13 protein-coding genes are annotated in these 10,446 nt (G+C 42.3%); 4 read left to right on the forward strand and 9 right to left on the reverse strand.

Translation table 11 applies throughout. The features are described 5' to 3' along the window. Window positions 1-103: 103 nt before the first annotated feature. Genes VF500_RS12575 through VF500_RS12585 form a run of 3 tightly spaced genes read right to left on the reverse strand, consistent with a single transcriptional unit; the run spans window position 104 to window position 3,339 of the window. Window positions 104-1,375: a DUF1501 domain-containing protein gene (locus VF500_RS12575; RefSeq protein ID WP_330860006.1), complete on the reverse strand. Its 1,272-nt coding sequence runs from the start codon at window positions 1,373-1,375 to the stop codon at window positions 104-106. 18 nt (window positions 1,376-1,393) lie between these two features. After that, window positions 1,394-3,100, reverse strand: coding sequence for a DUF1800 domain-containing protein (locus VF500_RS12580; RefSeq protein ID WP_330860007.1), 1,707 nt, complete (start codon window positions 3,098-3,100; stop codon window positions 1,394-1,396). After that, window positions 3,097-3,339 (reverse strand): hypothetical protein, encoded by a 243-nt coding sequence (locus VF500_RS12585; protein ID WP_330860008.1) that lies wholly within the window; start codon window positions 3,337-3,339, stop codon window positions 3,097-3,099. Before VF500_RS12585 ends, VF500_RS12580 begins: the two co-directional genes overlap by 4 nt. A gap of 166 nt (window positions 3,340-3,505) precedes the next feature. Here VF500_RS12585 and VF500_RS12590 point away from each other — a divergent pair, with 166 nt between their 5' ends. From VF500_RS12590 to VF500_RS12600, 3 genes are all read left to right on the forward strand, one after another. Then, a complete protein-coding gene (locus VF500_RS12590; protein ID WP_330860009.1) occupies window positions 3,506-3,877 on the forward strand; it encodes a hypothetical protein in 372 nt (123 codons plus the stop codon). Window positions 3,878-4,017: 140 nt separating this feature from the next. Continuing rightward, on the forward strand, window positions 4,018-4,485 hold the full coding sequence (locus VF500_RS12595) for a response regulator transcription factor (protein WP_330860010.1): 468 nt from the start codon (window positions 4,018-4,020) through the stop codon (window positions 4,483-4,485). A 113-nt stretch (window positions 4,486-4,598) separates the two neighbouring features. Beyond that, a complete protein-coding gene (locus VF500_RS12600; RefSeq protein WP_330860011.1) occupies window positions 4,599-5,138 on the forward strand; it encodes a DUF4199 domain-containing protein in 540 nt (179 codons plus the stop codon). Between the two features lie 190 nt (window positions 5,139-5,328). Here the strand turns inward: VF500_RS12600 and nadD are convergent, their stop codons facing one another. The 4 genes from nadD to VF500_RS12620 form a co-directional block, all read right to left on the reverse strand. Then, window positions 5,329-5,901, reverse strand: a complete 573-nt coding sequence (gene nadD / locus VF500_RS12605; RefSeq protein WP_330860012.1) for a nicotinate (nicotinamide) nucleotide adenylyltransferase — start codon at window positions 5,899-5,901, stop codon at window positions 5,329-5,331. A 75-nt stretch (window positions 5,902-5,976) separates the two neighbouring features. Beyond that, entirely contained in the window at window positions 5,977-6,297 is a 321-nt protein-coding gene (locus VF500_RS12610; RefSeq protein WP_330860013.1) for a four helix bundle protein, read from the reverse strand. A gap of 85 nt (window positions 6,298-6,382) precedes the next feature. After that, the gene (gmk, locus tag VF500_RS12615; protein ID WP_330860014.1) at window positions 6,383-6,955 is read right to left on the reverse strand and encodes a guanylate kinase; all 573 of its coding nucleotides are present in this window, start codon (window positions 6,953-6,955) and stop codon (window positions 6,383-6,385) included. Between the two features lie 91 nt (window positions 6,956-7,046). Next, a complete protein-coding gene (locus VF500_RS12620) occupies window positions 7,047-7,922 on the reverse strand; it encodes a YicC/YloC family endoribonuclease (RefSeq protein WP_330860015.1) in 876 nt (291 codons plus the stop codon). A gap of 291 nt (window positions 7,923-8,213) precedes the next feature. Between VF500_RS12620 and VF500_RS12625 the strand changes: the two genes are divergently transcribed. Beyond that, window positions 8,214-9,023 (forward strand): hypothetical protein, encoded by an 810-nt coding sequence (locus VF500_RS12625; RefSeq protein WP_330860016.1) that lies wholly within the window; start codon window positions 8,214-8,216, stop codon window positions 9,021-9,023. A 17-nt stretch (window positions 9,024-9,040) separates the two neighbouring features. On the opposite strand, the gene rnc is transcribed toward VF500_RS12625, so the two are convergent. Further along, window positions 9,041-9,766, reverse strand: coding sequence for a ribonuclease III (gene rnc / locus VF500_RS12630; protein ID WP_090534754.1), 726 nt, complete (start codon window positions 9,764-9,766; stop codon window positions 9,041-9,043). A gap of 10 nt (window positions 9,767-9,776) precedes the next feature. Continuing rightward, the coding region (locus VF500_RS12635) for a beta-ketoacyl-[acyl-carrier-protein] synthase family protein (RefSeq protein WP_330860017.1) at window positions 9,777-10,446 on the reverse strand (670 nt) is incomplete at its 5' end.

Raw genomic sequence — 10,446 nt, forward strand, 5'->3', positions numbered from 1 at the left:
GAGCCGCAGTCAACCTCATTTTTGTGCTGAAGTTGAAAACTTCAGTTATGCCCAACCACGGGTTACGCTATCGCTAAACCCGCGGCAGAATTAAAGAGCTATTTTATCCCCTCATTACATTCACCCGCTCCCCTTTCCAATCCGGGAAAAGCACATGGTCATTATTTATGGCGAGATGCTTATCGGCTACCGAACTGAATACGCTCCTGAAATCGGTAGTTACGGCAAGGTCACGGCCATCTTCAAGATTTTCAACGGCAAGGGGCTTTACATCGCCATAAACTAAACCGCCATTCACATCATTGCCTAAAATGAAGTTACACGAGGCACGGCCATGGTCTGTACCGCCGGTACCATTTTGGTGTACGGTGCGACCAAATTCGGTCATGGTCATTACCGTAACATCATCCTGATAAGTACCGAGGTCCGTCCACAGGGCCATCATGCTGTTGCTCAAATCGGCAACGTTGCGGGCAAAGATGCCGTTTTCGGTACCCTGGTTAAAATGGGTATCCCATCCGTTCGATTCGGCGAAGGCAACTTCCAGGCCCACATCCATTTTAATAAGCTGGGCTATTTGTTTTAACGAATTGCCCAATGCCGAGTTGGGATAAACGGCACCATTGGCTGGGATATAATTTTTAATATCGGTTTTCTGAAGCATCTTCATGGCCTCAAAACTTTCCTTCCCGGTTTGTTTTAGCAAGCCCGATGCGGTTTGATCATACAAGTCTTCAAAGCTTTTTGCAGCCATGTTGGCTCCAGTAGGATTACCGCGCATTTGAATGGCAAAATCCTGCAAATTACTGATGGCAACGGACGGATTATCGCCATAAAAAGACCGCGGCATAGCCGATGTCATGCTGACAGCAGTAAAAGGTGTAAGTGCATCATGACCAAGCAAACCTACAGCCCGGTTAAGCCATCCACTTGATGTACCTTTATTAAACGGTGTACCCGATTCCATATAGTCTTGAGCGTCGAAATGCGAGCGGGTATTATTGGGTGAGCCAATACCATGCACTATACCCAAACGCTTTTCGCGGAACATGGGTTCAAAAGCCTTCATAGCGGGGTGCAAACCAAAGCGCCCATCCAGGTCAATAAGCGGATTGCCTGTACCGCTTTTCGCTGCCGACATAAACAGATTTGGCCGGGCGGCTTTTAAATAACCATCGGTAAAAGGCGTAACAGCCATAAGGCCATCCATAGCGCCGCGCTGAAAAATACAAACCAGCGTTTTTTTCTTTTTGTATGGCGATAAGATCTTTTCGCTCGCGGCGGCCTCGGCCAAAAAACCGGGAATACCACCGAGCAAACCTACACCTAAAAGGGCCAGTCCGCCCGATTTTAAAAATCCCCTTCTTGATACCATGTTTTTATCCTCCTGCTGTTAACGCCTCTGATATTCTGGCGAACCAATAATTACCCCAACCACCTGTGCCAGCATGGAATTATTGCCGGCTGCAGTTTGCATTGCCATAAAATTATTTTTTCGTTTGCCTTTTAGGCCCGCTTGCTGATCCATCATTTCGTTGTTGTCGGTAACCGGCGCTATGGTTGCAGCAGGAGTTTTGGCGCTGGCCTCGTTAACTTTTTCCATCAGTTTAGGATCATTGAGCATTGGGCTGAGCCGCTTAATAGTTTCATCAAGCTTTCGCCCCGGCATAATTATTTTACTATAGGTGATAAGAGCGGCTTGTGCGCTTTCGGGTTCATGATGGTTATTAAGCGCGGCGAGATCAACCTTTACCCCGGGTATCCTGCCCGATGCCAGGGCCAAACCAAAATTCATGCGGTTAAGCAACGCGCCGGTATTGATCCAGTACTGGCCTTTATCGGGGAAACCGGTTGGGGCCTGGTAGTAGTACATTTTTTCGCCCATTTTATTGATCCAGTTAAATAACTGGTAGGGCTGACTAATGTCAGCATGTAATGAACGTACTGAACCTATAGCCAGTTCAAAAGGCGATTTTGTTTTTTCCCTTACGGCTGCTGCGCTCCAAAATTCAGGGGCATCAACCATCGTGATCAGCACCTGTTTAATATCGCCATCCTTATTTATAAAGGTGCGGGCCATTTTATCGATAAGGGTTTGCGGCGGGTTATCGCTCACAAATCGCACAGCTATTTTCTTCGATATAAATTTGGCTGTAGCCTGTTGATGGGCCAGCATGGTAAGTAATTGTACGCCTTCATCATAACCACCGCCGGCAGCAAAGTGATGGCCTAAAACCGTCTTTTCGCCATTATCGTGCCTGTTAGGATTGAATAAAAAATCGCCATCATGCACAAAGCCGCGGCTTTGCAGTTTTTCATCACCAATACGGTCTATTAATTTTTGACCGGCATTACCGTAAGCCCCCATTGGATAAACCGACCAGCCGGTAAGTACTTTAGCCGCTTGCGTAACATCCTGTTGTGTATAACCGCCGTCAACTCCCAAGGTGTGCAGTTCCATTACTTCGCGGGCATAGTTTTCATTGAGCCCTTGCGGCTGTTTCCCTTTTTTTAATTTAGGCATGTTGGCAAAACGTCCGGTATCGGTATTGTGCATCTGCTGTATTAACCGGTCACGTACCAAACCATTACCTTGCTTCATGCTATCATTATTTCCCGAACTGCTGAAGTTATCAAGATAGTACAGCATAGCCGGTGACTTGGCTGTAGCCAGTAACAGATCACTAAATTTACCCAATGCGTTAGGACGGATCACATCGCGCTCATAAGTGGGGATAAATTGCGAACAGTCGTTTTTAACAACGGATACGTTGAAGTGATTAAACCAGAAACTGGTCATCACCTCCTGCAACTGGTTATTACTGTAAGCAGCCCTTAATATTTTTTGATTGATGAACTGGCGCAAAAGTTCCTGTTCGGGTTTTAAACCATTTTGCTGCATATAGTTTTGCAGCTGATCGCGATATGCCTTACGGTCGGTTTTTACCGAATCTTTGTTAACTACGCCATCCTTTACAGCCCTCCGCAAAACTTGAGCACCCTTGGGATATTGGGCAAGCACTTCGGCATTGCTAAGCTTTAGGGCATCGTATTTATCCAACAATTGAGTAAGGGAATCATCTGGCAGTTGCGCATTCAATTGAGTAGCAAACCATTTTCAGGTCCTATTTGGGCAACCTCTTCTACTTCACCGGGTGTCGTACCGTAAGTAAAACGGCTTAATAAGTGGGCTGCAGCCTGCTCAGAAGTGAGACCGGCTTGTTTATATGGGAACTTTAAACCGGCATTATCCGAATAGCCGGGCAAAAAGGCAGTAAATACGGTAAACAAACACAACAATACAATAAAGCCACACCAGTACTTAACAGCCTTTTTCATAGTTCCCGGGTTATTAATTAAAAGATTTAACTTATATGCTACGGTATGACCATAAAAAGGCCCGTTGGTTTAATTTAATTGTAAAACAAACTTAAATACATAACTTTTTAAACCAAAACTCAGCTATATTGTCAATAGCTTTAATTATCTAAAAAAATAAATAACCATGAAAAAAATACTGATGATACTGGCCCTTGCCGGCAGCCTTAGCTTTACTGCAAGTGCACAAAAAAAAGTTGAAAAAACACCTGCTCAAAAAGCAGCCAATAAAACCGAGCACCTGCAAAAAAACCTTAAACTTAATGCCGATCAGGCCAAAAAAGTAAATGCTGTTCTGCTAACTCAATTAACAAGCATCGATAGTCTCAAAAAACTGAAACAAGACAAAAAAACAAGCCACCTGGCCGATCAAAAGATCAAGCAAAGAACTAATGCCAGTTTAAATAAGATCTTTACCCCCGAACAGCAAAAAGCCTATGCGAAACTAAAAGCCGATAAAAAAGCTAAGAAAGATGCAGCAAAAAAAGGTGATGAATAATCTGAACCGGGATTTGGGAGGATTTTAGGATTACCCGGATTTATTTGTGGCTGTCTCGTTAGAGGCGGCCTTTTTTGTTTCCAGGCTTTTCCTGCTTTGTTTAAAATATCCTAAATTTAATATAAATCGTTGACTATAACATGGCTTCAAACCTGCTGGCAAAAAATAAGCTTACCATACTGTATGGATTGTGCCTTGCTGTACTATTGTTTTTGCTAAAATGGCTGGAATTAAAGTTTGTAATAATTAACAATGCTTATGAGGTGTACATGGGTGCCATCGCGGTATTTTTCACAGCGCTTGGTATCTGGCTTGCGCTAAAACTCACCAAACCCAAAACCGTAGTAATAGAAAAGCAGGTTTATGTTAATAACAGCGCAGAGTTTATCATCAATAATATAGAGGTAGAAAAACTGGGCCTCAGTAAGCGCGAGCTTGAGGTATTACAATTAATGGCCGAGGGGTTGAGCAATCAGGAAATTTCAGAGCGGTTGTTTGTATCGTTAAATACTATCAAAACACACTCGGCAAAGGTGTTTGAAAAAATGGAGGTTAAGCGCCGTACCCAAGCTGTTGAAATGGGTAAGCGACTTAGCATTATACCTTGACCAGTTATCATGCTTTAGTACTAAAAAGAATCATATTTTTCAAAATCACCCGAAAGTATGAGTTCGATTTTTTTTTGATATCTCAAATTTGTTCCATCAAAACATAAAACGATATGAAAAAGAATGTACTTGTTTTTGGAGCTATTTCCGGCTTGATCATCGCAGCAACCGGAGGTATTTCGGGGGCCTTGTGTTATAACAACCCCAATTTTCAGGGCAACATGTGGGTTGGCTATGGCTCCATGCTGCTGGCTTTCTCTTTAATATTTGTAGCCATCAAAAACTACCGCGATAAATACAATGAGGGCATAATCAGTTTCGGCAAAGCCTTTACGATTGGCCTTTACATCGTGCTGATCACCTCAACTGTTTATGTAATTATATGGCTTATCGAACTCTACAATTTCTTTCCTGATTTCATGACCAAATACGTTGCACATGTTTTAAAGGAAGCCAAAGCCCATGGAGCAACAGATGCCGAGCTAAAACAGCAAGCCGCAAGCATGGCCGGTTATATTAATATGTATAAAAGTCCTTTGGGCGTTATAGTGCTTACTTACATGGAGATCTTGCCCGTTGGCTTAGTCATTGCATTGATCGCAGCGTTAATTTTAAAACGTAAAAATGCCCGTCCGCAGTTAGCTGCTAATTGAATACATGCAGATTTGGACAGTATTTATTGAACGATGATATTAGGTAATTTAGGACGCCCTTTGTAGGTTATTTGCTCGCAAAGGCGCTAAGTCGCAAAGGTATTTTCTTAGCGCCTTTGCGAGCTTTGATTCCTGACGCTAAACTAATGGCTGTTATACAAAGTCAATGGAAGTATAGTATACAGGTAGCTTACCTATACAGGCTTTTGCTTTCAATGAATTTCAAAACGGGATCCGGCACAAAAAATTGAACGTTCTTTTTTTCGGCTATTGATTTACGTATAAACGTTGCCGAAAGCTCCATAAGTGGAGTCATGGTAATGGTAACCGAAGGATGGTCGGCCAGTTCAGCATTTTCATAGCCGGGCCGAGGGTATACGTAAATGCGATAATCGCGCAGGATAAGCTTGTAGTTTTTCCACTTATGCAGGGAGCCGAGGTTGTCGGACCCCATGATGAGGGCAAACTCATGTTCAGGATATTTCTCCTTTAAATGAGCAAGAGTATCAATGGTATATGAAGGCTGGGGCAACTTTAATTCTACATCGCTTACAGTAATGTTGGTTGCATTATCAGTAGCCAGGCGTGCCATCTCCAGGCGATCATAAGTATTGATCAGGTCGCCATATTTTTTTAACGGATTTTGGGGCGATACCACCAGCCACACCTTGTCAAGTGTGGTATGGTTTGCCATGTAATTGGCAATGATCAAATGCCCTATGTGTATAGGATTAAACGAACCAAACAGTAAGCCTATCTTCATTTCAGTCAGCAGTTTTCAGTTGATAGTTTGCAGTTGAATAACTGCAAACTATTATCATGTGTCTAAGAAAAGTGCCTATAGTCCGGCGCCAAATTTCCCAGGATTATCAATCATATATTGAGCAAGTCTTCCTATTTCATCAGACAGTAAATACAATCTATCATAAACTTCTTTTGAAATATAGTCGCAGGCTAAAGAAAACTCCAGCCAACCCTGAGTTTCACTGTTTTCCATGTCAACATCTGTCAGCTTACTTATAAAGTGATTTGGAAAACGACGTTTGCGATATGCTTCGATGGTACAAATGTTTACAGAACGGGATGATCTTCTTATTTGATCTGTTAGCGAAAACATTTCTTCTCTTGGAAATCTTTTAGTTATAGTGTAGATTTCCATAGCAACGCAAAGCTTTTTTTGTAAAGCAGTAAATCCTTATAATTTCCCATTTAAAAACTGCCAACTGCAAACAGGTAACTGCCAACTATTTTCCAATAAACGTGCTCACTAATTCCTTCGCCTCTGTGCAAGCCGTTTCAAGATCGTAATTTTTGAGTATAATATCAAATTGCGGAGCGTATTTAAGCTCTTTTTCTGCTTTGGCAAAGCGTTCTTTCAGTTTTTCTTCGCTATCGGTACCACGGCCGGTCAATCTTTCAATTAAAACCTCAAGTGATGGTGGCTGAACGAATATAGCCAACGCCTGGGCACCGTATTTACGTTTAAGGTGCAAACCGCCCTCAACATCAATATCAAATATTACCGTTTTACCTTTTGCCCAGATACGCTCAATTTCGGTACGGAGTGTACCATAAAAAGTTCCGGTATAAACCTCTTCAAATTCAACAAACTGCTTTTTGGCAATACGATGCAAAAACTCTTCTTTGCTTATAAAATAATAATCCTGTTCATGCACTTCATCACCACGGCGCTCGCGTGTAGTGGCCGAAATGGAAAATTCAAGCTCGGGGATCTTACCCAGCAAATGATGTACTATTGTGGTTTTACCAGCACCCGACGGAGCCGAAAATATGATAAGTTTACCTTCTTTGGACATTGTTCATTAGTTCATTAGTTCAGTTGTTCATTGGTAGCATAGTCCACAAGATTTGAAAAACCAATGAACTATGAACCAGTGAACTGATGAACTATAATACGTTTAACAGTTGTTCTTTAATTTTTTCAAGCTCTTCTTTCATGCCTACTACCAGTTTCTGGATGTTGGCATCATTAGCTTTTGATCCTAATGTATTGATCTCGCGGCCAATTTCCTGCGAAATGAAACCCAGTTTTTTACCGTTTGCATCGGCATTTTTAAGGGTTTCGATAAAGTACTCGCAATGCGCCTTCAGCCTTACCTTTTCTTCGGTAATATCAAGCTTATCAATATAGTAGATCAGTTCCTGTTCAAAACGGTTTTGATCGATAGCTTCGCGGCTTGCGGCCTCAGCTAAAAATGTATTAAGGCGCTCACGGATCAATGGAACGCGTTTCGGATCTTCCAGTTCAACAAGTTCAAGGTTTTTTAATATGGTATTGATGCGGCCTTTTATCTCCTGTTCAATAACATTACCTTCCTGCGCCCTGAAATCCTGGAAAGCGGCCATGGCCTGCTGAAAAGTTTTTTCAACAGCTTTCCACTCATCTTCAGAGATGGTATCTTCTTCGTATTTTACAACCTCGGGTAAGCCCAATGCCAGCTGTAGCAGGTTACCTGTTGGTTCGCCAAGCTCAACACTTACCTCTTTAAGCTGGTTGTAATAGTGTTTAAGCAGATCTTTATCAATACCAGCTGCTTTTACCGATTGACTTACCTGCTCGGTATTAATAGATAAATTAACTTTACCGCGTTCAATAAGCTTACTGCAATCATTACGCAGCTGAAACTCTTTTTCGGCAAAAATCTTCGGCAAACGAAGCGATAATTCTAAAAATTTGCTATTCAGGGATTTAACCTCTACGGTATATTTTGTATTGCCCGAATCAAAACTGGCAATTCCATACCCTGTCATGGATTTTATCATGCGCAAAGATAGCAAATTTAGAGATTAGTGGTTGGAGGTTAGAGATTGGTATTTTTACGCCTTCATTCGGAGGTTAGAGATCGGAGATTAGAGGTTAGGCTATGCCGGATTTCGAATGTTCAATTTCGAATTTGACATAAATTCAATAGCAGAATTGAGAGGGTTCATCACTCAAAAAAGAAAAAAACTAACCTCAAATCTCTAACCTCTAACCACCAGGGCTCCGCCCTTTAACACTTTTTCACATTTCAAATAAAATACTGTTCCTATATTTACGTTCAATTATCACTGATGCGCAACTATTTATACCTGCTTGTAACAGGCGTTTTATGCCTTATATCCGTTCATGTTTCGGCCCAGGAGTTTACGGTAAAGGGGGTTATCTCCAAAAAGGTGACCAATGAGCGTGTAGGACAAGTCTTTGTTAAAGATCTCAACACCAAAACCCTTATACTTAGTGACGATGTTGGCTGGTTCAGTATAAAAACCCGCGTTGGTGATACGCTGCTTTTTAGCAGGGACGACTATACCCCGCAAAAAATTGTGGTGCTGAACAATAGCGACATGCCGGTTTACATGCAGCCAATAATAAAGCTTGACGAAGTAAAAGTTGTTGGCCAAACCAAAAGACAGGAGATAAACGAGGTTTTGAAAGATTACAAAAAACAAGGTTCTACTTACAACGGAAAACCGCCGGCATTATCTTTTTTAAGCAATCCTGTAACCGGCCTTTACGAGCTTTTGGGCACAACCCCTAATCGGGCCCGTCGCTTTGCGCAAAACGCCCAAAGTGAACTGGAGCAGGCCGAGATCCATAAACACTACAACATTCCATTTGTGAAGCAGTATACCGGCCTGGCTACTGACAGCCTTGCCCGCAAGTTCATGAACTATTATACGCCTACATACAAGGATATTAAAGCCTGGACGGATTATGATCTGATCAAGCATACCATAAGGGCGTATGAGTATTACAAAAATAGCAGTGATAAAGAAAAGCTGGAGAAATTAAACAGCCCGACGTTCATCGTACCGGATACAGCCGTAAAACTGGGAGAAGGGCCAATAGAACTTAAAAAGGAAAAGCAGCCACCGCTTTAATCAAAAGAAATCTGAAATTAAATACCTAAAGCTTCGCAAGCCTTTTCGGCGGCAAGCTTCTCGGCGTTCTTTTTGCTGAATTCTTTGCCCGAGCCCATTACTTCGCCATCGATATTAGCTTGTACGGTGAATAGTTTGGTACTTTCACCATCCTGATTAGTTACCAGTTCAAAAATAATATCACGGCCATGGCGCTGGCACCATTCAATAAGCTTGCTTTTGAAATTGGTTTCCGTTTGCTCAAGTGTATGAATATCAATATGGGGTTTTATGATATGGTTGATCAGGAAGTTTTTGGTAAAGTCGTAGCCTTTATCCAAATAAACTGCACCAATCAGGGCTTCAAAGGCATCGCCAAGCAATGATCCCTGCCTGCTTGAGTTAAGCATACGGTTATCGTACTCAATAAGCTTATCGAAACCGAGCTTTTTTCCGAGCGCGTTGAGGTTAACACGGCTCACTATTTTTGAGCGCAGCTCGGTCAAAAAGCCCTCATCTTCATAAGGGTATAATTTAAAAAGTACTTCAGCAACAACACTGCCCAAAACGGCATCGCCTAAAAACTCAAGGCGTTCGTTACTGTTCTTCACCCCTTTTTTGATGTTTTGAGCTACCGATTTATGGCGAAAAGCCATGCGGTATAAAGACAAATTGCCCGGCACAAAGCCGAGCAAATTCTTTAAAATTTTAACATACTTTCTGTTGGGTGATATATAAAGCTTGTAGAACCGACTGATAGGCATCAAACCACAATTAATCTTCGTACTTTTTAAATATTACAGAAGCATTGTGTCCGCCAAAACCAAATCCGTTGCTTTGCACAATATTAATATCGCGTTTTTGGGCGGTATTGAAAGTGAAATTGATCTTAGGATCAAAAGTCGGATCATCAGTAAAATGATTAATGGTTGGAGGGATGATACCATTTTTCAATGCCAGTATCGATGCAATAGCTTCAACCGCGCCGGCAGCACCAAGTAAATGGCCTGTCATTGATTTGGTTGAGCTAATGTTGATACGGTAAATATCATCGCTAAACACATCCTGTATTGCTTTAATTTCCTGCGGATCTCCGATTGGGGTTGATGTGCCATGAACGTTCACATAATCAATATCGGCAGGGGTAAGGTTAGCATCTTCAAGGGCCATACGCATAACCAGGGCAGCTCCTAAACCATCAGGGTGAGGTGCTGTCGTATGGTAAGCATCGGCGCTCATGCCGCCACCAATCATTTCGGCGTATATTTTTGCGCCGCGGGCTTTAGCATGCTCTAACTCCTCTAAAATAATAGTACCTGCACCTTCACCGGCCACAAAACCATCCCTGTCCAGATCAAAAGGACGTGATGCCGTTGCCGGGTCATCGTTACGGGTTGATAATGCATGCATGGCGTTAAAACCACCTATACCGGCTTCGTTGATA

Source organism: Mucilaginibacter sp., assembly GCF_036383575.1.
Lineage (GTDB): Bacteria > Bacteroidota > Bacteroidia > Sphingobacteriales > Sphingobacteriaceae > Mucilaginibacter.

Bases quoted from the DNA above. Each gene is read 5' to 3' on its own strand.
- VF500_RS12575 (WP_330860006.1), bottom strand. From the start codon at position 1,375: ATGGTATCAAGAAGGGGATTTTTAAAATCGGGCGGACTGGCCCTTTTA.
- VF500_RS12585 (WP_330860008.1), bottom strand. From the start codon at position 3,339: ATGAAAAAGGCTGTTAAGTACTGGTGTGGCTTTATTGTATTGTTGTGT.
- VF500_RS12590 (WP_330860009.1), top strand. From the start codon at position 3,506: ATGAAAAAAATACTGATGATACTGGCCCTTGCCGGCAGCCTTAGCTTT.
- VF500_RS12595 (WP_330860010.1), top strand. From the start codon at position 4,018: ATGGCTTCAAACCTGCTGGCAAAAAATAAGCTTACCATACTGTATGGA.
- VF500_RS12600 (WP_330860011.1), top strand. From the start codon at position 4,599: ATGAAAAAGAATGTACTTGTTTTTGGAGCTATTTCCGGCTTGATCATC.
- nadD (WP_330860012.1), bottom strand. From the start codon at position 5,901: ATGAAGATAGGCTTACTGTTTGGTTCGTTTAATCCTATACACATAGGG.
- VF500_RS12610 (WP_330860013.1), bottom strand. From the start codon at position 6,297: ATGGAAATCTACACTATAACTAAAAGATTTCCAAGAGAAGAAATGTTT.
- gmk (WP_330860014.1), bottom strand. From the start codon at position 6,955: ATGTCCAAAGAAGGTAAACTTATCATATTTTCGGCTCCGTCGGGTGCT.
- VF500_RS12620 (WP_330860015.1), bottom strand. From the start codon at position 7,922: ATGATAAAATCCATGACAGGGTATGGAATTGCCAGTTTTGATTCGGGC.
- VF500_RS12625 (WP_330860016.1), top strand. From the start codon at position 8,214: ATGCGCAACTATTTATACCTGCTTGTAACAGGCGTTTTATGCCTTATA.
- rnc (WP_090534754.1), bottom strand. From the start codon at position 9,766: ATGCCTATCAGTCGGTTCTACAAGCTTTATATATCACCCAACAGAAAG.